This is a genomic window from Pseudomonas sp. MF7453, assembly GCF_016405455.1.
Classification (GTDB): Bacteria; Pseudomonadota; Gammaproteobacteria; order Pseudomonadales; family Pseudomonadaceae; genus Aquipseudomonas; species Aquipseudomonas paralactis.
In genome coordinates, this window is the sequence record NZ_JAEKCN010000002.1 from 22,628 (window position 1) to 46,598 (window position 23,971).

19 protein-coding genes are annotated in these 23,971 nt (G+C 61.0%); 12 read left to right on the forward strand and 7 right to left on the reverse strand.

Going from position 1 to position 23,971, the window contains the following annotated elements; translation table 11 throughout:
• Nucleotides 1-134: 134 nt before the first annotated feature.
• From JFT63_RS05780 to JFT63_RS05755, 6 genes are all read right to left on the reverse strand, one after another.
• Complete coding sequence (locus tag JFT63_RS05780) at nucleotides 135-1,676, reverse strand: efflux transporter outer membrane subunit (RefSeq protein ID WP_233102221.1); 1,542 nt, start codon at nucleotides 1,674-1,676, stop codon at nucleotides 135-137.
• Nucleotides 1,673-4,780 (reverse strand): efflux RND transporter permease subunit, encoded by a 3,108-nt coding sequence (locus JFT63_RS05775; RefSeq protein WP_198843494.1) that lies wholly within the window; start codon nucleotides 4,778-4,780, stop codon nucleotides 1,673-1,675. Before JFT63_RS05775 ends, JFT63_RS05780 begins: the two co-directional genes overlap by 4 nt.
• Nucleotides 4,777-7,878: an MdtB/MuxB family multidrug efflux RND transporter permease subunit gene (locus JFT63_RS05770; RefSeq protein ID WP_057702931.1), complete on the reverse strand. Its 3,102-nt coding sequence runs from the start codon at nucleotides 7,876-7,878 to the stop codon at nucleotides 4,777-4,779. The genes JFT63_RS05775 and JFT63_RS05770 overlap by 4 nt, the downstream gene beginning before the upstream one ends.
• Nucleotides 7,875-9,173, reverse strand: a complete 1,299-nt coding sequence (locus JFT63_RS05765) for an MdtA/MuxA family multidrug efflux RND transporter periplasmic adaptor subunit (protein ID WP_198843495.1) — start codon at nucleotides 9,171-9,173, stop codon at nucleotides 7,875-7,877. The genes JFT63_RS05770 and JFT63_RS05765 overlap by 4 nt, the downstream gene beginning before the upstream one ends.
• A 231-nt stretch (nucleotides 9,174-9,404) precedes the next feature.
• The gene (tpx, locus tag JFT63_RS05760; RefSeq protein WP_057702929.1) at nucleotides 9,405-9,905 is read right to left on the reverse strand and encodes a thiol peroxidase; all 501 of its coding nucleotides are present in this window, start codon (nucleotides 9,903-9,905) and stop codon (nucleotides 9,405-9,407) included.
• A 245-nt stretch (nucleotides 9,906-10,150) separates the two neighbouring features.
• A complete protein-coding gene (locus tag JFT63_RS05755; RefSeq protein WP_198707668.1) occupies nucleotides 10,151-10,549 on the reverse strand; it encodes a hypothetical protein in 399 nt (132 codons plus the stop codon).
• A gap of 239 nt (nucleotides 10,550-10,788) precedes the next feature.
• On the opposite strand from JFT63_RS05755, the gene JFT63_RS05750 reads away from it, so the two are divergent.
• The 10 genes from JFT63_RS05750 to JFT63_RS05705 all read left to right on the forward strand — a co-directional run bounded on the left by JFT63_RS05750 (nucleotide 10,789) and on the right by JFT63_RS05705 (nucleotide 22,264).
• Nucleotides 10,789-12,078 (forward strand): glycosyltransferase, encoded by a 1,290-nt coding sequence (locus JFT63_RS05750; protein WP_198843496.1) that lies wholly within the window; start codon nucleotides 10,789-10,791, stop codon nucleotides 12,076-12,078.
• 72 nt (nucleotides 12,079-12,150) lie between these two features.
• Complete coding sequence (locus tag JFT63_RS05745) at nucleotides 12,151-13,056, forward strand: helix-turn-helix domain-containing protein (RefSeq protein WP_198843497.1); 906 nt, start codon at nucleotides 12,151-12,153, stop codon at nucleotides 13,054-13,056.
• A 332-nt stretch (nucleotides 13,057-13,388) separates the two neighbouring features.
• Entirely contained in the window at nucleotides 13,389-13,637 is a 249-nt protein-coding gene (locus JFT63_RS05740; RefSeq protein WP_057702918.1) for a DUF6124 family protein, read from the forward strand.
• 199 nt (nucleotides 13,638-13,836) lie between these two features.
• On the forward strand, nucleotides 13,837-15,159 hold the full coding sequence (locus tag JFT63_RS05735; RefSeq protein ID WP_057702917.1) for an ABC transporter substrate-binding protein: 1,323 nt from the start codon (nucleotides 13,837-13,839) through the stop codon (nucleotides 15,157-15,159).
• A gap of 176 nt (nucleotides 15,160-15,335) precedes the next feature.
• Nucleotides 15,336-16,226, forward strand: coding sequence for a carbohydrate ABC transporter permease (locus JFT63_RS05730; protein WP_057702916.1), 891 nt, complete (start codon nucleotides 15,336-15,338; stop codon nucleotides 16,224-16,226).
• A gap of 10 nt (nucleotides 16,227-16,236) precedes the next feature.
• On the forward strand, nucleotides 16,237-17,067 hold the full coding sequence (locus JFT63_RS05725) for a carbohydrate ABC transporter permease (RefSeq protein ID WP_005788583.1): 831 nt from the start codon (nucleotides 16,237-16,239) through the stop codon (nucleotides 17,065-17,067).
• A 22-nt stretch (nucleotides 17,068-17,089) separates the two neighbouring features.
• Complete coding sequence (locus JFT63_RS05720) at nucleotides 17,090-18,193, forward strand: ABC transporter ATP-binding protein (RefSeq protein WP_057702915.1); 1,104 nt, start codon at nucleotides 17,090-17,092, stop codon at nucleotides 18,191-18,193.
• An 18-nt stretch (nucleotides 18,194-18,211) separates the two neighbouring features.
• Entirely contained in the window at nucleotides 18,212-19,693 is a 1,482-nt protein-coding gene (locus JFT63_RS05715; protein WP_198843498.1) for a mannitol dehydrogenase family protein, read from the forward strand.
• A 138-nt stretch (nucleotides 19,694-19,831) separates the two neighbouring features.
• A complete protein-coding gene (gene xylB / locus JFT63_RS05710; protein WP_198843499.1) occupies nucleotides 19,832-21,313 on the forward strand; it encodes a xylulokinase in 1,482 nt (493 codons plus the stop codon).
• A gap of 12 nt (nucleotides 21,314-21,325) precedes the next feature.
• Nucleotides 21,326-22,264, forward strand: a complete 939-nt coding sequence (locus JFT63_RS05705) for a carbohydrate kinase family protein (RefSeq protein WP_198843500.1) — start codon at nucleotides 21,326-21,328, stop codon at nucleotides 22,262-22,264.
• A 117-nt stretch (nucleotides 22,265-22,381) separates the two neighbouring features.
• Here the strand turns inward: JFT63_RS05705 and JFT63_RS05700 are convergent, their stop codons facing one another.
• Nucleotides 22,382-22,651: a DUF1652 domain-containing protein gene (locus JFT63_RS05700; protein ID WP_057702911.1), complete on the reverse strand. Its 270-nt coding sequence runs from the start codon at nucleotides 22,649-22,651 to the stop codon at nucleotides 22,382-22,384.
• Nucleotides 22,652-22,948: 297 nt separating this feature from the next.
• Here JFT63_RS05700 and JFT63_RS05695 point away from each other — a divergent pair, with 297 nt between their 5' ends.
• Both JFT63_RS05695 and map read left to right on the forward strand, forming a co-directional pair.
• Entirely contained in the window at nucleotides 22,949-23,149 is a 201-nt protein-coding gene (locus JFT63_RS05695) for a ParD-like family protein (RefSeq protein ID WP_198843501.1), read from the forward strand.
• A 16-nt stretch (nucleotides 23,150-23,165) separates the two neighbouring features.
• A complete protein-coding gene (gene map / locus JFT63_RS05690; RefSeq protein ID WP_198843502.1) occupies nucleotides 23,166-23,921 on the forward strand; it encodes a type I methionyl aminopeptidase in 756 nt (251 codons plus the stop codon).
• The last annotated feature ends 50 nt before the right edge of the window (nucleotides 23,922-23,971 follow it).

The following is a 23,971-nucleotide window of genomic DNA, read 5'->3' on the forward strand; positions in this document are numbered from 1 at the left end:
AGTCACCGCAACTACTACTGCACTAACGCTATCGCAGGCAAGCCAGCTCCCACAGGGTACTGTGCTTAACTGACTGGCATTGGGGCAAGCCCACACAGTTGATCTTGCTCCCCCAGGATGCGCGGCGCATCCGGTTACTCCTTTTCAGCCAGAGAGGTCTGGCCGTCCCAGCCACCACCCAACGCCGCAATCAACTGCACACTCGCCACCAACCGCGACTGCAACAAGGTCAATACGGTGCGCTCGTTACTCAAGGCCGTCGCCTGCACAGTCACCACATCCAGGTAAGCGATCAACCCCGCTTTGTACTGGTTCTCGGTCAAGCGCAACGACTCGCGCGCCGACTCCAGTGCTTCATTGCTGACCACAGCCTCGTCCGCCAGGACCTTGAGCTGGACCATGTAGTTTTCCACTTCACGGAACCCATCCAGCACAGTCTGGCGGTACTTGGCCACGGTCTCGTCATAGCTGGCCACGGTGCGGTCGACTTCCGCCGAGCGCTGGCCGCCATCGAACAGGGTCATCGCCAGTTTCGGCCCTACCGACCAGAAGCGGTTAGGCAGGCTGATCCAATCTTCATAAGTGCTGCTGGAATAACCGCCCTGCAGGCTCAGGCTGAGGTCCGGGTAATAAGCTGCCTTGGCCACGCCGATATTGGCGTTGGCGGCAATCACCGAGCGTTCGGCCGAGGCAATATCGGGGCGACGTTCCAGCAACTGGGACGGCAGGCTCACCGGTATCTGCGGCAACGCCGGAATATCATTGCTGACAGCCAGATTGAAGTTGGCCGGGGCTTCGCCGATCAGCACGGCAATGGCGTTTTCCAGCTGGGCGCGTTGCCAGATCAAGTCAATCAGGCTGGCCTGGGTGGTCTTGAGCTGGGTTTGCGCCTGGGCAATGGCATCCTTGCCGGCCACGCCGGCGCGGTACTGGTTTTCGGTCATTTTCAATGAACGCTGGTAGGTATCCAGAGTGGCCTGCAACAGGCGCGTCTGCTCGTCCATGACCCGCAGTTGCAGGTAGCTCTGCACCAGTTCCGACTGCTGACTGAGGCGCATCGCGGCCAGATCCGCCGAACTGGCCTCGGCGCTGGCTTCATTGGCTTCCAGCCCGCGGCGTAACTTGCCCCAGATATCGGCTTCCCAACTCACGCCCAACTGCGCATTGAGGGTGTCGCGAATACCACTGCTGGAGCTGCTGAGGCTGGCGCTGCTGCTGCCGGTGCCCTGGCTGGCGCGGGTTTTGCCAACGCTCAGGTCGACGCTGGGGTAAAACGCCCCGCGGGAGCTGCGCACCAGGGCCTGGGCCTGGCGAAAGCGTGCTTCGGCCTGGGCGACGGTCTGGTTGGAGGTGTTGAGGCGCTCTACCAGCCCATTGAGTTGGCGGTCGCCATACAGCTCCCACCAGGCGCCACGGGCCAGGGAATCGCTGGGGTTGGCCTGGCGCCAGCCCTGGGCCTCCTTGAACTGCACCGGCTCGATGACCTCCGGGCGTTTGTAGTCAGGGCCAATGGCGCAGGCGCTGAGCAACAGGGCCAGGCCCACTGTAGGAGCGAGCTTGCTCGCGAAAGCCGTCAACGATAATGCGTTCATTCTGGATGAGCGCGGCATCTGGGCTTTTTTCGCGAGCAAGCTCGCTCCTACAGGGGTTGCAGGGGCGTTGGTTGAATCGGTCATAGCGCAGTGTCCAGGGCAGCATCGGTACGCACGCCGCGCCAGGCATTGAAGCGGTGGCGCGCGCGGTCGAGATAGAGGTAAACCACCGGGGTGGTGTAAAGGGTCAGGATCTGGCTGAAGACCAGGCCGCCAATGATGGTCAGGCCCAATGGATGACGCATTTCCGCGCCATCGCCGCTGCCGAGCAGCAACGGCAAGGCGCCGAGGATCGCGGCCAGGGTGGTCATCAAAATCGGCCGCAGGCGCAACAGGCAGGCACTGCGGATCGATTCCAGCGGGCTCATGCCATCGTTGCGCTCCAGTTGCAGCGCCAGGTCGATCATCAGGATCGCGTTTTTCTTCACTACGCCGATCAGCAGGAACAAGCCCAGCAACGAAATCAGGCTGAACTCGCCGCCCAGCAGGTAGATCGCCAACAACGCGCCGACACCTGCCGACGGCAGGGTCGAGAGGATGGTCAGCGGGTGAATATAACTCTCATACAAAATGCCCAGCACCAGGTACACCGCCACCAGCGCACCCAGAATCATGAACGGCTGGCCCTTCTGCGTGGCCGCAAAGGCGTCGGCGGTGCCGGCCATCTTGGCGATCACATCTTCTGGCAGGCCGACCTTGGCAATCGCCCGCTCGATGGCGGCGGTGCCCTGCTCTACCGTGACCCCGGGCGCCATGTCGAAGGCGATATTTTCCGAGGCAAACTGGCCTTCATGGCTGACGCGGTCGTCGGCCAGGCTGTTCTCGTAATGGGCAATGGTCGACAACGGCACCCGTGCGCCATCGGCAGTAATCACCTGGACCTGGTTCAGGGTGTTCGGGTCCTGGGCATACTTGGGGTTGACCTCCATCACCACCTGATACTGGTTGAGGCTGTCGTAGATGGTGGAAATCTGCCGCTGGCTGTAGGCGTTGTTGAGCACCGACGTAACCATGTCCATGTCGATGCCCAGGCGCTTGGCCTGATCACGGTCGACGATCAGCGTAACCTGCGCCGCGCCCCTGCCCTCACGAGCATCGATGGCGGTCAGCTCCGGCAACTCACGCATCGCCGCGACCACTTTGGGGTACCACAGCCGCAACGCGGCCAGGTCGCCGCTTTGCAGGATGTAGGAATACTGTGCGCTGGTCTGGTCGCGGCTGCCGCCGAATTGCAGGTCCTGGTCGGCCATCAGGAACAGGCGCCCGCCCGGCACCAGCGGCACGTCCTTGCGCAGGCGCTCGATCACCGCCTGGGCAGAGATCTTGCGCTCGCTGATCGGCTTGAGCCGCACCAGCATCACCGCGTTGTTGGTGCCGCTGTTGCCGCCGATAAAGCCCGCCACGCTGAGCACCGCCGGATCCTTGAGCACCGCCTGGCGGAAGATTTCCATCTTCGGCTGCATCACGCTGAACGACAGGCCATCGTCGCCGCGCACAAACCCGATCAACTGACCGGTGTCCTGCTGGGGCATGAAGGTTTTTGGCACCACCACATACAGCGCGATATTCACGCCCACGGTGATCAACAGGCTGAGCAGGGTCAGACGCCGATGACGCAACACCCAGTCCAGGCTGGTGGCGTAGCCGGCGACCATGCGGTCGTTGATCTTCTGGCTCCAGCGCTGCAAGCCGGTCTGCCTGGACTTGTCATGAGGCTTGAGCCAGCGCGCGCAGAGCATCGGCGTGAGGGTCAGCGAGACGATCAGCGAAACAATGATCGCTGCCGACAAGGTGATGGAAAACTCGCGGAACAGGTTGGTGACGATCCCTCCCATAAACAGAATGGACAGGAACACCGCCACCAGTGACACGTTCATCGACAACAAGGTAAAGCCAACTTCCTCGGCGCCCAGGTACGCAGCCTTCATCGGCGGCACACCTTCGTCAATGTGCCGGGAGATGTTCTCCAGCACCACGATGGCATCGTCCACCACCAGCCCGGTGGCGAGGATCAGCGCCATCAACGAAAAGTTGTTCAGCGAAAACCCGTACAGGTACATCACCGCGAAGGTGCCCACCAGCGATACCGGCACCGCCAGGGTCGGGATCAGCGAAGCGCGGAAATTGCCCAGAAACAGGTACACCACCAGGATCACCAGCCCCACTGCGATCAGCAGGGTCATTTCCGCCTCATGCAGGGTCGCGGCAATTACGGGCGAGCGGTCCATGGCCAGGCTGAGCTTGACGCTGGACGGCAGCACCGCCTGCAACGCCGGCAACTGGGCCTTGATCTGCCTGACCGTCTCGATGATGTTGGCGCCGGACTGGCGGTTGATCACCAGCAGCACCGCCGAATCATTGTTGAAGAAGCCGCTGTTGTAGCGGTCTTCCACACCGTCGGTGATCTTCGCCACATCCCCCAGGCGCAGGGCCGCGCCGTCCTGGTAGCGAATCAACAGCGGCGCGTAGTCCTTGGCTTTTTCCAGCTGGTCGTTGGCTTGAATCTGCCAGTTGCGTTCGCCATCTTCCAGGGAGCCTTTGGGTCGGCGCTGGTTGGCATTGGCGATGGTATTGCGCACATCGTCCAGGGCCACGCCGTACTGGTCCAGAGCCTTGGGCTCCAGCTCGATGCGCACCGCCGGCAGCGAGCTGCCGCCGATCTGCACTTCGCCCACGCCCGGCACCTGGGACAGGCTCTGGGACAGGATGGTCGACGCCAGGTCATACAGCTGCCCCTTCTGCAACACATCGGAGGTCAGCGACAGCACCATGATCGGCGCCTGGGACGGGTTGATCTTCTTGTAGGTCGGCATACTGCGCATACCGCTGGGCAGCAGGTTGCGCGACGCGTTGATGGCCGCTTGCACTTCGCGCGCCGCGCCGTTGATGTCACGGTCGGAATCAAAGGCGAGGATCACCCGCGTCGAGCCCTGGCTCGACGAACTGCTCATGGTGGTGATACCGGCAATCGAGCCGAACGAACGCTCCAGTGGCGTCGCCACGCTGGACGCCATCACCTCGGGGCTGGCGCCGGGCAAGCTGGCAGACACCACGATCACCGGGAAGTCGATCTGCGGCAGCGGCGACACCGGCAGCAGGTTGAAGCTGACGCCGCCGAGCAACATGATCGCCAGGCTCAGCAGCATGGTCGCTACCGGCCGGCGAATGAACGGTCCGGACAGGTTCATGGCTCAACCGGCTCCAGGCGTTGCGGCTCTTTGCGCCAGCGGCGGCCAAGACGGTCGAAATACAAGTAAATCACCGGCGTGGTAAACAGCGTCAACACCTGGCTCACCAGCAAGCCACCGACCATCACCAGGCCCAGCGGTTGGCGCAACTCCGCGCCGGAACCGCTGGCGAGCATCAGCGGCACCGCACCGAACAGGGCCGCCAGGGTGGTCATCAGGATCGGCCGGAAACGCAACAGCGCCGCCTGGTAAATCGCCGTCTGTGGATCCAGCCCCTGATTACGTTCGGCATCGAGGGCGAAGTCGATCATCATGATCGCGTTCTTTTTCACGATACCGATCAGCAGGATAATGCCGATGATCGCGATCATGCCCAGGTCATTGCCACTGAGCAGCAGGGCCAGCAAGGCCCCCACCGCCGCCGACGGCAAGGTCGACAGGATGGTGATCGGGTGGATATAGCTCTCGTAGAGCACGCCCAGCACGATGTACATGGTGACCACCGCCGCCAGGATCAGCAGCAAGGTGCTCGACAACGACGCCTCGAACGCCTGGGCCGCGCCCTGGAACTGGGTCTGCACGCCCACCGGCATACCGATGTCCTTCTGCGTCTGGTTGATCAGCTCAACGCCTTTGCCCAGGGCGACGCCGGGGGCCAGGTTGAACGACATCATCACCGCCGGGAACTGGCCGATATGGGCAATCGCCAACTGCGCCTGGCGCTGCTCGACGTGGGCCAGGCTCGACAGCCGCACCTGGCCGCCGTCGGTGGTCTTCACATGGATCTGGTTGAGCGCGGCCGGGCCGAGGGTTTCGCCGGACTGGGCCTGCAGCACCACGCGGTATTGGCTGGCTTGTGTGTAGATGGTGGAGATCTGGCGCTGGCCGAAGGCGTCATACAACGCGTCGGTAATGGTCGAGACACTCACGCCCAGGCGCGAGGCCGCGTCGCGGTCGATCACCAGGTACACCTGCAAGCCTTTGTCCTGCAAGTCGCTGGCGACATCGGTAAGTTCTGGATGCTGGCTGAGGGCGTGCACCAGCTTGCCGCTCCACAGTGCCAGCAACTCGGCGTCCGGCGACGACATGCTGAACTGATACTGGGTACGGCTGACGCGGTCCTCGATGGTGAGGTCCTGCACCGGCTGCATGAACAGGCGGATGCCCACCAGCTTATCGATGTGCGGTTGCAAGCGGGTGATCACCTCGGCTGCGCTCAAATCGCGCTGGCCGTGGGCCTTGAGGTTGATCAGCAAGCGCCCGCTGTTGAGCGTGGCGTTATCGCCGTCCACACCGATGTAGGACGACAGGCTCTCGACTGCCGGGTCGGCGAGGATGATCTTCGCCAGTTCCTGCTGCCGCTGGCTCATCGCCGCAAAGGAAATCGACTGCGGCGCTTCGGAAATACCCTGGATCACCCCGGTGTCCTGCACCGGGAAAAAGCCCTTGGGCACCACCAGGTACAGCACCACCGTAAGCCCCAGGGTGGCGATGGCCACCAGCAGAGTCAGCGGCTGGTGCTTGAGCACCCACTGCAATTTGCGGCCATAGGCCTGAATCAGCCAATCGATCCAGGCGCCACTGGCCTTGTAGAAACGCCCCTGTTCTTCTTCCTTGGGTTCGCGCTTGAGCAAACGCGCGCACATCATCGGCGTGAGCGTCAGGGACACTACCAGCGAAATCAGGATCGCCACCGCCAGGGTGATGGCGAACTCGCGGAACAGCCGACCAACCACGTCAGCCATGAACAGCAGCGGGATCAATACCGCAATCAGCGACAAGGTCAGGGAAATCAGAGTGAAACCGATCTGCTTGGCGCCCTTGAGCGCCGCCGCCATCGGCGTCTCGCCCTCTTCGATATAGCGGGAAATGTTCTCCAGCATAACGATGGCGTCATCCACCACGAACCCGGTGGCGATGGTCAGGGCCATCAGCGTCAGGTTATTGATGGAGAAGCCCGCCAGGTACATCACGCCAAAGGTGCCCACCAGGGACAGCGGCACGGCGATGGACGGAATGATGGTGGCGCTGACCCGCCGCAGAAACAGGAATGTCACCATCACCACCAGGGCGATGGCAATCAGAAGCTCGTGCTGCACGTCTTTCACCGAGGCGCGGATGGTCTGGGTGCGGTCAGTGAGCACCGTCACGTCGAGGCCGGCCGGCAGGTTGTCGGTGATGCTCGGCAGCAGCGCCTTGATGCGGTCGACCACCTCGATCACGTTGGCGCCCGGTTGGCGCTGGATATTGAGCAGTACCGCCTGGTTTTCGTTGGCCCAGGCCGCGAGGCGCTCGTTTTCGGCACCGTCGACGATCTGCGCCACATCCTTGAGGCGCAGCGGTGCGCCATTGTTGTAGGCCAGGATCAGTTCGGCATATTGCTGGGGCGAAACCAACTGGTCGTTGGCATCGAGCATCGACACGCGGGTGGGGCCGTCGAAGTTGCCCTTGGGCTGGTTGACGTTGGAGGCGGCGATCAGGGCGCGCACGTCCGAGAGGTTCAAGCCATTGGCCGCCAGGGCCTCGGGGTTGACCTTGATACGCACGGCCTGGCGCTGGCCACCGGCAATGCTGACCATGCCGACGCCGCTGATCTGCGCGATTTTCTGCGCCATGCGCGTGTCGACCAGGTCATTGAGCTTGGGCAACAGCATGGTTTTGGAGGTGATCGCGAGGGTCAGCACCGGGGTATCCGCGGGGTTGACCTTGTTGTACACCGGCGGCGCCGGCAAATCCTTGGGCAACAGGTTGGTGGCGGCGTTGATCGCGGCCTGCACCTGCTGCTCGGCGACGTCCATATTGATGTCGAGGTTGAAACGCAGGGTCAGCACCGAGGCACCGCCCGAGCTGGTGGACGCCATCTGCGTCAGCCCCGGCATCTGCCCGAACTGGCGCTCAAGGGGTGCCGTGACCGCGCTGGTCATTACGTCGGGGCTGGCGCCGGGGTACAGGGTCATGACCCGGATGGTCGGGTAGTCCACCTGGGGCAAGGCCGATACCGGCAACAAGCGATACGAGATAATCCCGGCCAATACAATCGCCAGCATACTCAGCGTGGTGGCGACCGGGCGCAGGATAAACAGGCGTGACAGGTTCATGAACCGACCTTTTGCGCCTTGCCGGCGTCAGCGCCGGTCTCCCCTTTTGCCGCGGGCTTGCCTTGCAGGTGTTCGGTCGGCGTGGTCGGCACTTCTTTGCTTTCGTTGACCACTTCGATTTCGCTGCCGTCCTTGAGGCGGTCGGTGCCTTCCAGCACCACGCGGTCGCCTGCGACCAGGCCTTCCTTGACCACGGTGTTCTCACCGTCGGAATCACCCAGCACCAACGGCTGGACCTTGACCTTTTTGTCACCGTCGAGTTTGTAGACAAAGGTGCCGGTATTGCCGAACTGGATCGCCGCCGACGGTGCCAGCACCACGTTATGCAAGGTGTCGGCAAGCAAGTGCACATTGACGAACTGGTTGGGGAACAGCGCCTGGTCCTTGTTATCGAAGCGCGCCTTGAACTTCAGGGTGCCGGTGGTGACGTCGATCTGGTTGTCCAGGCTCTGTAGCACGCCGACCGCCTGTTTTTTCACGTCGCTACGGTCCCAGGCTTCCACGGGCAGTTTGTTGCCGGCGTGGTAACGGGCGAGTACGGTTTCCAGGGTATTTTCCGGCAGGGTGAACGCCACGCTGATCGGTTGAGTCTGAGTGATGACCGCCAGGGCGGTGGTGTCATTGGCGGCGACCAGGTTGCCGACATCGAGCTGGCGCAGACCCACGCGGCCGCTGATCGGTGCGCGGATCCTGGTGAATTCAAGGTTGAGCTTGGCGTCATCCACCGCGCCCTGGTTGGTCTTGACCGTGCCCTGGTACTGCAACACCAGCGCCTCGGCGGTGTCCAGAGTCTGCTTGGCGATACTGTCCTGGGCATACAGGCCGCGATAACGCTCGACATCGACCTGGGCGTTTTTCAGCTGGGCCTGGTTCTGCAACAGCGTGCCCTGGGCCTGGAGCAAGGCGTTCTGGTAGCTGCGCGGGTCGATTTCCGCCAGCAGGTCGCCGGCCTTGACCATCTGCCCTTCTTCAAAGGCAATCTTCACCAGCTCACCGCCCACCCGGCTGCGCACATTAATGGTGTTGAGCGCGGTGACCGTGCCCAGCGCCTTGTAGTACACCGCAAACTCCCCCTGCACCACCGGCGCCACGCGCACCGGCACCGGGCCGGTGGAACCACCGAACCCCGGGCGCGCCATGCCGGTCTTGCCCGTGTGCCCCGCTGGTGCGTCCTTGTGGGCCGCGCCGCCGGGCCAGAATTTCCAGCACAGGCCGGCGATAACCAGCAGCACAAGCAGGCCAAACAGCCAGCGGCGGGAGTTGCGGGAGGAGGATTGCATGGAGTGATCAACCATTGGGGATGAGAGCTTCTTCTTCGGGAGGCTGAAAGATAAGCACTGGGGGGCGTTTAGAAAAGCACCTTTACCGGCTATTTACCTTGGGCTTACAACTTTTAACGTCTGATCTTGGTCCGTCAGCTATTTCGCTAAACCGCTGACGCTCAAATAAAAACGGCCTGGACTAGGCCAGGCCGCAATCATGCATCATACGTGTGACTGCCAAACGACAGTTACGCGCAGAAACAGTTACTTCAACACTGCCAGAGCAGCATCGTAGTTTGGTTCTTCAGCGATTTCCTTGACCAACTCGCTGTGCAGCACGTTGTCGTTTTCATCCAGTACCACCACAGCGCGTGCGGTCAGGCCTTTGAGCGGGCCGTCGGCAATCGCCACACCGTAATCAACGGCGAAATCCGAATCACGGAAGTCCGAGAGGTTTTTCACGTTTTCCAGGCCTTCGGAGCCGCAGAAACGCGCCTGGGCAAATGGCAGGTCGGTGGAGATGCACAGCACCACGGTGTTGGCCACATCGTTGGCCTGGGCATTGAACTTGCGCACGGACGTGGCGCAGGTTGGGGTATCAACGCTTGGGAAGATGTTCAGCACTTTGCGCTTGCCGGCAAAGGTGGCCAGGGTGGCGTTGGACAGGTCGCCGGCGGTCAGGGTGAAGTCTGCGGCTTTGGTGCCGACTTTCGGCAGTTCGCCTTCAACCTGGACCGGGTTGCCTTTAAGGGTGACTTGAGCCATGAACGGAATCCTTATGCTGGGTTTGGTTAAACGAATTCGAGAGGCGGAAGTTAACCACAAACTGCCGACGCTACCTACCGCCAGACACAAATTGTCATGTCCCCACGCATGATCACTACCGACACCTTCTGGAATCGGGCGCGGACACGTGCTTACCCGCCGAAATTGCGCTGATATGGATTCAGTTCGATAGATAGGAAATGCCGGGCACCGCAGGTGCCCGGCAAGACGTTGGCGCTCGCGAGCTAGATGTTTACGGTGTGCGTCGCTATAGCCCGATCATCGATTCCGGACATATCGAAGATAAACTCTGCCCTGAACGTTACCGTGTGAGCCCCGCTGGCAACCGATACTTCCTTGTAATTTGACCAGGTATGCCACTGACCATCCTGCTTACGGTCATCGGGCGAGTCCAAGTCCCAAACCTTGTTATTGCCGACCCTCACCTCATAATTGATATTGGCCTTGCTACGTGAACTATCGCCACTGATCATGTAGGCCTCGGTTGTCAACGTCAGCTTGTTGCCTAGGCGCTGAAAACGGATACGCAAATTTCCGCTATAGCCGGTGACGCCCCTTGTCAATGTAACGTTATGCCAGTCAGCCTCAACGGCGTTTACCTTATTGGTTTGTTCGGCATCCATGGGATGCACCTCCTAAAAACGATTTGATGTTTTTCTGACATCCCTACATCCAGAAAGCTGTACCTAACCTAGCACCCTGCACGAGCCGGGATAACTGTGAAAGTTGACAGGTCACGAGCTCATTTCGAAATTACAAACACCACGTTAATCAGCATTCCTTCGCAAGGCGGGCTGCGACACAAAAGTATGATTTAATCAGCCGCTTTTTAGAGCCCGCCTGCGGGACTAAGGACGCATTCATGAATCAGCCCGCCATCAAAGTCCTGGTCATTGGTTACGTCTGGCCAGAGCCCCGCTCTTCCGCCGCGGGCGGGCATATGATGCAAATCCTTGAGAGTTTTCTTACGCAAGGTTGGGACATTACCTTCAGCAGCCCCGCCACCATCGGCGAACACAAGGCCGACTTGCCGGCACTCGGGATCGCCGAACGCGCCATCGAATTGAACAACAGCAGCTTCGATGACTTTATCCACGAACTGGCCCCGGATATCGTGCTGTTCGACCGTTTCATGATGGAGGAGCAATTTGGCTGGCGCGTGGAACAATGCTGCCCCCACGCGCTGCGGGTACTGGAGACCTCCGACCTGCAAAGCCTGCGCGACGCCCGTCACCAGCGTTTCAAGGCGCATGTAAAAGCCAACCCCGACAGCGACGACTTCAGCGCCCTGTTCGCGCCGGCGCTGGAGGACGAGTTCCAACGCATGGCCGATACCGACCTGGCCAAACGCGAAATCGCCGCGATTTACCGCTGCGACATCAGCCTGATGATCTCCGACGTGGAAATCCGTCTGCTCACCGAACAGTTCAAGGTGCCCGCCGCCCTGCTCCACTGGTGCCCGTTGATGCTGCAACCGCCCATGGCCGCGTTTGCGCCGTTTGAAGACCGCGCGCATTTCCTCAGCATCGGTAACTTCCGCCACGCGCCCAACTGGGATGCGGTGCTGTGGATGAAGCACAGCCTGTGGCCGCTGATTCGCCAACAACTGCCGGGCGCGCAGTTGCACATCTACGGTGCCTACACGCCGCCCAAGGCCACCGCCCTGCACAACCCGCCGCAGGGTTTTCATGTGATGAACTGGGCCGAAGATGCATTGCAAGTCATGACGGCGGCGCGTATTTGCCTGGCACCACTGCGCTTTGGCGCCGGCATCAAGGGCAAGCTGGTGGACGCCATGCTGTGCGGTACACCCAATGTCACCACCCCCATCGGCGCCGAGGCCATGGGCGATGACCAGCCCTGGCCCGGCGAGATCGCACAGGACGCCCCGACCCTGGCCGCCGCTGCCGTGGCCCTTTACCAAAACCGCGAGCGCTGGACCCAGGCTCAGGAACAAGGGCGCCAACTGCTGGCCCGGCGCTATGACCAGGACCTCCACGGGCCCGCCTTGGTGGAATGCCTGGAACGTTGCCGCAACAACCTCACCGCCCATCGCCGGGACAATTTCACTGGCAGCATGCTGCGCCACCACGCGCATAAAAGTACCCAGTACATGTCCCAATGGATCGAGGCCAAAAACCGCACCCTATAAACACTGCTGCTGGCGAGGTCGCGCGCGACGGGGCATTATCCTACGCAGCGACCACAATAAAGCGACGGCAGCATGACCCGAGCAACGCGCATCACCGACCCTTCCTACGAACTGATGGACGATCACAACGGTCTGTCCATCATCTATCGTCAGCATGGCTTCCCCTGCCCGTTGGTGCGCTGGCACTTCCACAAGGAATATGAACTGCACCTGATCGTCGCCAGTTCCGGCAAGGTGTTTATCGGTGACTACATCGGCAACTTCTACCCGGAAAGCCTGTTCCTCACCGGCCCCAACCTGCCCCATAACTGGATCAGCCAGGTGGAAGAAGACGAAGTGGTGCCCAAGCGCGACATGCTGGTGAACTTCACCGATGAACTGTTCGAACATGGCAGCCATATCTTCACCGAGCTCAAACGCCTGGCGCCGTTGCTCGAACGCGCCCAATACGGCATCGAATTTCGCTGCAAAAAAACCATCGCCCAAGCCATGAGCCTCATGCAGAACATCGAGGACGCCGACGGCATAGCGCGCCTGGGGCACTTTTTTATCCTGCTGGAAGTGTTGAGTGCCTGTGAGGACTACCAGTTGCTGTCCGGCGTGACCACCTCGCAGCAAGCCGATGAACACAGCATCGACCGCACCAACCGCGCGGTGGACTACATCTTCGCCCACTACGCACGGGAGCTGCCGCTGGAAGAAGTCGCGGAGTACCTGGGGATGAAGCCGACGTATTTTTCCCGGGTATTCAAGCAGGCCACTGGGCGTACTTTTATTGAATTCGTCAATCGGCTGCGCATCAGCAAGTCGTGCGAGCTGCTGGCCGATGGCAATAAGGCGGTGACGGATGTGTGCTTTGAGTCGGGGTTCAACAATATTTCCAACTTCAATCGGCGGTTTCAGCAGCTTAAGGGGATGACGCCGTCCCACTACCGGCGATTGGCGGTGCAGCGGTTGACTGAGCAGAATTTGGCTTGAGGTTGATCGTTCGGCAGGCGTCAGGAAACAGAAACGTCTTACAAGGTTTTGAGGTTGTCCCTAGGACACTCAATCTCTAGTCTCTGTACACCGCTGCACACTCAGCGGTCGGGCGTCGCGGCCCGTATTTCTCCAGACGCAAAAGCGTCATCGTGTCCTTTCAGTTGGCGCTTTTTTGTCGTCTACTGTGCGGCGCTATGGCGGCTGTGCGCGGGATACCTTCGGGTATGCCGATGTTTCGGAGAGTCGGTCCGCGAACCTGCGTACAGCTGCCACCCCCATCGCGTCGCGGCGATCAATGGCAGCTCCTTTAATATCTCCGGAGTTTCACCATGATCAAACCCACCCCAAATCCCCCAATCGATCCAGCACCCAGCGTGCTATTCACCGTTAAAGACGGCATCTGCATCCAAGACCTACTGGTCAACCTCAGCGAATCACTCGCCTCTGCCCACGCCCTCACCTGCGATTTCGCCTTTGATCTCGACGGCTCGCGGCGCGAAGGCGCCCTGGGTATCGCGCAATTGATCGAGGTGTCTCGATTGTTGGCTGAGCGGGTACTGGCTGATATCGAGCGTTAAATACGGCATCGATCGTCCCCACACTTCACGGGGACGATCATCGAGTGCAAAAAAGTATCAGTGAGCGTGCGCCCAAGGATTTGTCACAACCCCATTTCAAGGCTGTAATCGACGCACACTCTTCCTGACTCGTTGCAGGAAGACACAACAACAATAACCGTCCTTCTGTAGCCCCCTGGGCGCGGAAATGGAGTGCGCGATGAAGTTCACAGCAAAAGCTCTGCTTGCCTGTTCTTGCATGACTGCATGCATGACCCTCAGCGCCGTCAGCCTTGGCGCGCAAACCTTGACCATTGCCACCGTCAACAATAGCGACATGATCCGTATGCAAAAGCTCTCGAAAACCTTCGAGGCCGAGCACCCGGAGATCAAGTTGAACTGGGTGGTGCTCGAAGAAAACGTGCTGCGCCAACGCCTCACCACCGACATCGCCACACAGGGCGGGCAGTTCGACGTGTTGACCATCGGCATGTACGAAGCCGCACTCTGGGGCGCCAAGGGGTGGCTGGAGCCGATGAAGGACTTGCCGGCGTCCTACGACCTTGATGACGTGTTCCCTTCGGTGCGTGATGGTTTGTCGGTCAAGGGCTCGTTGTACGCCCTACCGTTCTACGCCGAAAGCTCGATCACCTATTACCGCACCGACCTGTTCAAGGACGCCGGGCTGACGATGCCAGAGCACCCAACCTGGAGCCAGATCAGCGAATACGCGGCCAAACTCACCGACAAATCCAAAGAGCAATACGGCCTGTGCCTGCGCGGCAAAGCCGGTTGGGGTGAGAACATGGCGCTGATCACCACACTGGCCAACGGCTACGGCGCACGCTGGTTCGATGAGAAGTGGCAGTCAGAATTCAACGGCCCGGAATGGAAAAACGCGCTGAACTTCTACGTCGACAACATGAAGAAATCCGGCCCACCGGGCGCCTCCAGCAACGGTTTCAATGAAAACCTCGCGCTGTTCAACAGTGGCAAATGCGCGATCTGGGTAGACGCCAGCGTGGCCGGTTCGTTTGTTACCGACAAGAGCCAGAGCAAGGTCGCCGAGCAGGTCGGCTTCGCGTTTGCGCCCCACGAGAAGACCGACAAGGGCACGTCGTGGTTGTATTCCTGGAGCCTGGCGATCCCGACCAGCTCCAAGGCCAAGGACGCCGCCAAGGTGTTCACCAGTTGGGCCACCTCCAAGGAATACGGCCAGCTCGTGGCCAAGACCGATGGCATCGCCAACGTGCCGCCGGGTACCCGCCAATCCACCTACAGCGACGAGTACATGCAGGCTGCGCCGTTCGCCAAGGTGACATTGGAATCGCTGAAAGTGGCCGACCCGACCAAGCCGACCGAGAAGCCTGTGCCGTATGTCGGTATCCAGTTGGTGACCATTCCTGAATTCCAGGCGATCGGTACTCAGGTGGGCAAGTTCTTCTCGGGCGCGTTGACCGGTCAGCAGACCGTCGATGCTGCATTGACCGCCGCGCAGACTACAACCGAGCGGGAAATGAAGCGGGCCGGTTACCCCAAATAACCCTGCCACACCACCGCAAATGTAGGCGCTGGGCTTTTGTGGGAGCTGGCTTGCCTGCGAGGCAAACAACTCGGTCTATCAGTAGCACCGAGGCGATGCCATCGCAGGCAAGCCAGCTCCCACAGTGACCGCACTCCGACGCAGATTCTGTAGGCATCTGACTGGTTCTGATCACCATGAATACACCCACCAAAAACCGCCTGGCCAACCCCGGCTGGTTTCTCGTCAGCCCCTCGGTGGCCTTGTTGCTGCTGTGGATGATCGTGCCGCTGGGCATGACCCTGTACTTTTCGCTGATCCGCTACAACCTGCTTTACCCCGGCGAAAACCAATTCGTGGGGCTGGAAAACTTCAGCTACTTCATCACCGATTCGGGTTTCCTGCCCGGCGCCACCAATACCTTGTTGCTGGTGGGCAGCGTGTTGCTGATCAGCGTGGTGTTCGGCGTGTTGATCAGCGCGCTGCTGGAGGCCAGTGAGTTCCTGGGCCGTGGCATCGTGCGGGTGCTGTTGATTTCGCCGTTCTTCATCATGCCTACCGTCGGTGCGTTGATCTGGAAGAACCTGATTTTCCATCCGGTGTCCGGGATCCTCGCCGCGGTGTGGAAGTTCTTCGGCGCCGAACCGGTGGACTGGCTGGCGCATTACCCGCTGCTGTCGATCATCATCATTGTGTCGTGGCAATGGCTGCCCTTCGCGATCCTGCTGCTGATGACCGCCATGCAGTCCCTGGACCAGGAGCAAAAGGAAGCCGCACGTCTGGACGGTGCCGGCGCCATTGCGATTTTCTGGCACCTGACCCTGCCCCACCTGGCCCGCCCGATTGCCGTGGTGGTGATGATCGAAACCATCTTCCTGCTCTCGGTGTTTGCCGAAATCTTCACCACTACCAACGGCGGCCCGGGCTACGCCTCGACCAACCTCGCCTACCTGATCTACAACCAGGCGCTGGTGCAGTTCGATGTGGGCATGGCCTCGGCCGGCGGCTTGATTGCCGTGGTCATCGCCAATATCGCGGCGATCATCCTGGTGCGGATGATCGGCAAAAACCTGACTGACAAGCCTTGAGGGCCGCGCCATGACGCTTCAACAATCCCGTCGCCTGCAAAGCCTGTTGCTCGGCACATTGGCCTGGGCCATCGCGATCCTGATTTTCTTCCCGATCTTCTGGATGGTGCTGACCAGCTTCAAGACCGAAATCGACGCGTTCGCCACGCCGCCGCAGTTCATCTTCACGCCGACGCTGGAGAACTACCTGCACATCAACGAGCGCAGCAACTACTTCGCCTACGCCTGGAACTCGGTGGTGATTTCCTTCAGCGCCACCGCCCTGTGCCTGCTGATCTCGGTGCCGGCCGCCTACTCCATGGCGTTCTACGAAACCCAGCGCACCAAGGGCACGCTGCTGTGGATGCTGTCGACCAAGATGCTGCCGCCGGTGGGCGTGCTGATGCCGATCTACCTGCTGGCCAAGAGCTTCGGCCTGCTGGATACGCGCATTGCGCTGATCATCATCTACACCCTGATCAACCTGCCGATCGTGGTGTGGATGGTGTACACCTACTTCAAGGACATTCCCAAGGACATCCTCGAAGCCGCCCGCCTGGACGGCGCCACCCTGTGGCAGGAAATGGTCCGCGTGCTGCTGCCGATCGCCAAGGGCGGCCTGGCCTCCACCGTGTTGCTGTCGCTGATCCTGTGCTGGAACGAGGCGTTCTGGTCGCTGAACCTGACGTCCTCCAGCGCCGCGCCGCTGACCGCGCTGATCGCCTCCTACTCCAGCCCCGAAGGGTTGTTCTGGGCCAAGTTATCCGCCGTTTCGACCCTGGCCTGCGCGCCGATCCTGATTTTCGGCTGGATCAGCCAGAAGCAGTTGGTACGCGGTTTGTCCTTTGGCGCCGTCAAATAATAATTCGACAAGGAGGCCCATCATGGCCAACCTGAAAATCAAGAATCTGCAAAAAGGCTTCGAAGGTTTCTCGATCATCAAGGGCATCGACCTTGAGGTGAACGACAAGGAATTCGTGGTGTTCGTGGGCCCGTCGGGCTGCGGCAAATCCACCCTGCTGCGCCTGATCGCCGGCCTGGAAGAAGTCACTGAAGGCACCATCGAACTGGATGGCCGCGACATCACCGAAGTAACCCCGGCCAAGCGCGACCTGGCCATGGTGTTCCAGACCTACGCGCTGTACCCGCACATGAGCGTGCGCAAGAACATGTCGTTTGCCCTGGACCTGGCCGGTGTCGACAAGAAGCTGGTCGACAGCAAGGTCAGCGAAGCGGCGCGCATCCTTGAGCTGGGCCCGCTGCTGGAGCGCAAGCCCAAACAACTGTCCGGCGGCCAGCGTCAGCGTGTGGCGATTGGCCGGGCGATTGTGCGCAACCCGAAAATCTTCCTGTTTGACGAACCGCTGTCCAACCTCGACGCAGCGCTGCGCGTGCAGATGCGCCTGGAGCTGGCGCGCCTGCATAAAGAACTGCAAGCCACCATGATTTACGTGACCCACGACCAAGTGGAGGCCATGACCCTGGCCGACAAAGTTGTGGTGCTCAACAGTGGTCGTATCGAACAGGTCGGCTCGCCGCTGGAGCTGTACCACCAGCCGGCCAATCTGTTTGTGGCGGGCTTTCTCGGCACGCCGAAGATGGGCTTCCTCAAGGGCAAGGTCACGCGTGTCGAAGGCCAGGGCTGCGAGGTGCAACTGGACGCCGGCACCCTGATCAGCCTGCCGTTGAGCGGCGCGACCTTGAGCGTCGGCAGCGCGGTGACCCTGGGCATTCGCCCGGAGCATCTGGAAATCGCCGCACCAGGGCAAACCACCCTGACCGTGACCGCCGACGTCGGCGAGCGCTTGGGCAGCGACACCTTCTGCCACGTCATCACCGCCAATGGCGAGCCGCTGACCCTGCGGATTCGCGGCGACATGGCCAGCCAGTACGGCGAGACGCTGCACTTGCACCTGGACCCGGCGCATTGCCATCTGTTCGACACTGACGGCGTAGCGGTGGCTCGCCCACTGCGCGCAGCCGCCTGATCCCGCGAGTATTGCCCGATGAAACTCAATAAGCACAACCTCACCCAACTGGCGCCCCAGGTGAAAATCCCGGCCTATGCGCTTGCCGATACCCGCCAGGGCATCGCCCATATCGGCGTCGGTGGCTTTCACCGCGCACACCAGGCGTATTACACCGACGCGTTGATGAATACCGGCGAGGGCCTGGATTGGAGCATCTGCGGCGTGGGCCTGCGGGCCGAGGACCGCAAGGCCCGCGACGACCTGGCCGGCCAGGATTACCTGTTCACCCTCTACGAATTAGGTGACACCGACGACACCGAGGTGCGCGTCATCGGCGCACTCAGCGATATGCTGCTGGCCGAAGACGGCGCCCAGGCGTTGATCGATAAACTCGCCAGCCCACAGATCCGCATCGTCTCGCTGACCATCACCGAGGGCGGCTACTGCATCGACGACAGCAACGGCGAATTCATGGCCCACCTGCCGCAGATCCAGCATGACCTGGCGCACCCCAAGACGCCTAAAACCGTGTTCGGTTTTATCTGCGCTGCGCTCACCCAGCGCCGCGCCGCCGGCACTGCGGCATTTACCGTGATGTCCTGCGATAACCTGCCGCACAACGGCGCCGTCACCCGCAAGGCACTGCTGGCCTTCGCCGCGCTGCACAACGCCGAGCTGCATGACTGGATCAAAGCCAACGTGAGCTTCCCGAACGCCATGGTCGACCGCATCACGCCGATGACCAGCACTGCCCACCGCCTGCAACTGCATGACGCGCACGGTATCGACGATGCCTGGCCGGTGGTGTGCGAGCCGTTCGTGCAGTGGGTGCTGGAAGACAAATTCGTCAACGGGCGCCCGGCCTGGGAAAAGGTCGGCGTGCAGTTCACCAATGACGTGACGCCTTATGAAGAGATGAAGATCGGCCTGCTTAACGGCAGCCATCTGGCCCTTACCTACCTGGGGTTTCTCAAGGGTTATCGGTTTGTTCACGAGACCATGAACGACCCGCTGTTCGTGGCGTATATGCGTGCGTACATGGACCTGGACGTCACACCGCATCTGGCGCCGGTGCCGGGCATCGACCTGACGGCGTACAAGCAGACGCTGGTGGAGCGCTTTTCCAACCAGGCGATTGCCGACCAGTTGGAACGCGTGTGTTCCGATGGGTCGTCGAAGTTTCCCAAGTTCACCGTGCCGACCATCAATCGCTTGATTACCGATAGCCGTGAAACCGAGCGCGCCGCACTCGTCGTGGCGGCCTGGGCCCTGTATCTCAAGGGCGTGGACGAAAATGGCGAGCGCTACAACATCCCCGACCCACGGGCCGAGTTCTGCCAGGGGCTGGTGAGTGATGACGCGCTGATCAGCCAGCGCTTGCTGGGCGTGGAGGAGATTTTCGGCACGGCTATTCCCAAGTCGGCGGCGTTTGTGGCAGCGTTTGAGCGCTGTTATGCAAGCTTGCGTGACAACGGCGTCACCGAAACCCTGCAACAACTCCTGAACAAACCGGATTAAAAATGTGGGAGGGAGCTTGCTCCCGATAGCGGTAGGTCAGAGAAAGGTATTTGACTGACACTCCCTCATCGGGAGCAAGCCCCCTCCCACACTTGACCGGGTTACCAATCCAAAAATAATACTGCTGAGCACTCCATCATGACCCAGCAAAACCTTTACCTCGGTATCGACTGCGGCACCCAGGGCACCAAGGCCATTGTCCTCGACGCTAACAGCGGCAAAGTACTGGGCCTGGGCGCCGCCGCGCACACACTGATCAGCGGCGCCAACGGCCGGCGCGAGCAACACACTCAGGAATGGCTGGACGCTTTCACCGAAGCCACCCACCGCGCCCTGCAACAGGCCGGAGTCGATGGCCAGGACATCCTCGGTATCGGTGTGTCCGGCCAGCAGCACGGCCTGGTGCTGCTGGACGAACAAGGTGAAGTGCTGCGCCCGGCCAAGTTATGGTGCGACACCGAAACCACCCCGGAGAACGAGCGCCTGCTGCACCACCTGGGCGGTGAAAGCGGCTCTTTGGAACGCCTGGGCGTAGCAATCGCACCGGGGTACACGGTGTCGAAACTGCTCTGGACCCGCGAACAGCACCCGGAGGTGTTTGCGCGCATCGCCCATATTCTGCTGCCCCACGACTACCTCAACTACTGGCTCACCGGCCGCGCCTGCGCTGACTATGGCGATGCCTCCGGCAGCGGTTACTTCGACGTGCGCAGCCGCAGCTGGGACGTGGCGTTACTCCGGCACATCGACCCCAGCGGTCACCTGGAAGCAGCGCTGCCGCAGTTGATCGAAGCCGACCAGGCAGTGGGCACGATCCTGCCGGCCATCGCCGAGCGGCTGGGCATCAACCCCAATGCCGTGGTGTCCAGCGGCGGCGGCGACAATATGATGGGCGCCATCGGCACCGGCAATATCGCCCCCGGCGTGATCACCATGAGCCTGGGCTCATCGGGCACCGTGTACGCATTTGCCGAGCAGCCCAACATCAGCCCGCAGGCGTCGGTAGCGACCTTTTGTTCGTCGAGTGGCGGTTGGCTGCCGCTGATCTGCACCATGAACCTGACCAACGCCACCGGGGCGATTCGCGAGCTGCTCGAACTGGACCTGAATGCCTTCAACGCCCTGGTCGAACAAGCCCCCATCGGCGCCGACGGCGTTTGCATGCTGCCGTTTCTCAATGGCGAGCGCGTGCCCGCCCTGCCCCACGCCACCGGCAGCCTGCACGGCCTGACCATGACCAACCTGACCCGTGCCAACCTGTGCCGTGCGGTAGTCGAAGGTACTACCTTCGGCCTGCGCTATGGCCTTGACCTGCTGCGTCAGACCGGCCTGCAAAGCCAGAGCATCCGCCTGATTGGCGGCGGTTCAAAAAGCCCGGTGTGGCGGCAGATGGTCGCCGATATCATGCACACCGAAGTGGTGTGTACCGAACAGAGTGAAGCCGCGGCCCTCGGTGCGGCGATCCAGGCGGCCTGGTGCCAGAGCGGCGAACCCCTGGCCAGCCTGTGCGACAGATGTGTGAGCATCGACCCGGCCAGCCGCACCTTGCCGGCACCCGAGCGTGTCAGCGCCTATCAACAGGCGTATGAGCGTTATCAACAGCACGTGGCATCCCTTTAAGAGCGAACGACTATGTATCTGGTGTGTGGTGAGGCGCTGTTTGATTTTTTCAGCGAGGAGGATGCCAGCGGGCAGCCCTCCAGGGTCAACTACAAGGCGATTGCCGGGGGCTCGCCGTTCAACGTGGCCGTGGGCCTGCGCCGTCTGGGCGTTGAGTCGGGGCTGTTTGCCGGGTTGTCCACCGATTACCTCGGGCGCCGCTTGCACCAGGTGCTCAAGGCCGAAGGCGTCAGTGAACGTTTTCTGGTGGAGTTCGACGCGCCGACCACCCTGGCGATGGTTGCCGTGGGTGCCAATGGCTCGCCGCAGTACAGCTTCCGTGGCGAAGGCTGCGCCGACCGCCAGTTAGAGTTGACGCACCTGCCGCCCCTGGGTGATGAGGTGCGTGGGCTGCATATCGGTTCGTTCTCGCTGGTGGTGCAACCCATTGGCGACACCTTGCTGAACCTGGTCAAGCGCGAAAGCGGCAAGCGCCTGATCAGCCTGGACCCCAATGTACGTCTCAACCCGCAGCCGGATATTCAACTGTGGCGCACGCGCGTGGCGCAGCTGGTGCAACATGCCGACCTGATCAAGGTCAGCGACGAGGACTTGCACCTGCTCTACCCCGATCAGTCACCCGAAAGTGTGCTGCAAGGCTGGCTGCAGCACCGCTGCCAACTGGTGTTCCTCACCCGCGGCGGCGACGGTGCATCGGTGTTCAGCCGCCAGCATGGCAGTTGGTCTGCCGCTGCGGTCGAAGTGCAAATGGCCGATACCGTCGGCGCCGGCGATACGTTTCAGGCGGCGTTGATTGCCTGGCTGACCGAGCATCAGCTTGATTCAGTGACTGGCCTGCAACAGCTCACGCGCGCGCAAATGGATGACATGCTCGGCTTTGCGATTCGGGCTGCCGCGCTGACCTGTACCAAGACCGGCCCCGACCTGCCCTATCGCCACCAACTGGCGTGAGCCAAATAGTGGTTGCATGAGCGAGCTTGCTCGCGAAAAGTGTTAACGATAACGCGCACATCCTGGAGTAACGCGGTGTCTTTACGCTTTTCGCGAGCAAGCTCGCTCCTACAGTGGTTAGTGATAACCGCGCCCGCCTGCGCGTTGCAGGACCGGGGCGTGGCTGTACTTGAGATCCTCACGCAACCCGGTGATCAGGTTGCAAATCGCTCGACTGCTGTCGAGCTTGTCCGCGTTGATGCCTTTGACTTCCAAATCCACCCGGTCACGGTTGCGGTCATCAAAGATTTTTATGGTCAACGAGGCATCTTCGGCTTTGGTGCATTCGCACCGTTTAGGCAGGAAACTTCCTTCAATAATGCTGCGAAGCTCTAGTTCCGAAAGCATGGCTAACTTCTCCTTTTTTTGAGACTGCCAAGCGGTTGCTCATGTGTCTGGCAGTCGCTGGCAGTTCACGTCTTGCCAACCCTGTAAGACGCTTGTCATCCCCAAGCCTACGCGGCAAATTCGGCTGGCGTTGTAACCATTCTTCATAAGGCGCGTGCTGCGTTATATAACGTATTTGGGCGAGGCGTGATCGTCTTCGAATGGCTTCGATTAAACGTTTAACCCTCTCGCCATGATGTTTACAGCGGACATACAAAACATATACGCTTTGTATATCAACCAGACACAGTGAACCCCATGGGCATCGTCAAGATCACCGACCCACTGCACGAACAGCTACGCCTGGCCAGCGCCGCCATGGACCGCTCGATCAACGCCCAGGCCGAGTTCTGGATCAAGATAGGCCTGCTTGCCGAGCTCAACCCACACCTGCCCTACAACGAGCTGATCAACAAGCTGTTGCTGGACAAGCCCGACCTGATCCGGGGGCGCACCTGATCCGGGGGCGCAGCTGATGATCAAGACCGCCGCGCAACTGGCTGTGATGCGCGAATCCGGGCGCTTGCTGGCTCAGGTATTCGACATGCTCGACGGTTTTGTCGCTGCCGGCCGTTCCACTCTGGAGCTGGACAGCGCCGTCGAAGCCTTCATTCGCAACGACCTCAAGGCTCGCCCGGCCAGCCTCGGGCAGTACGACTACCCTTTCTGCATTAACACGTCGATCAACGAAGTGGTGTGCCATGGCATGCCCAGCGCCAGGCAAATCCTCAAGGACGGCGACATCATCAACATCGACATCACCCTGGAAAAAGGCGGCTTTATTGCCGACTCCAGCAAGATGTACATGATCGGCAACGTGGCGCCCAAGGCCAAGCGCCTGGTGGAAATGACCTTTGAAGCGATGTGGGCCGGCATCCGCCAGGTCAGGCCCGGCGCACGCCTGGGTGATATCGGCCATGCGATCCAGAGCCATGCGCAAGCCAACGGCTACAGCGTGGTGCGCGAGTACTGCGGCCATGGCATCGGGCGGGAGATGCATGAAGAGCCGCAGGTGCTGCACTTCGGCCGCCCCGGCACCGGCCTGGAACTGCGCGAAGGCATGGTGTTTACCGTCGAACCCATGCTTAACCAGGGCAGCGCCAAAGTGCGCAGCCTCAAAGACGGCTGGACCGTGGTAACCAGGGACAACAGCCTGTCGGCGCAGTGGGAGCATACCGTGGCGGTGACGGCAGATGGCTTCGAGGTGTTGACCTTGCAAAATCACCCCTAACCACCGCTATAGCCTGTAGGAGCGAGCTCGCTCGCGAAAAACGCCCAGAC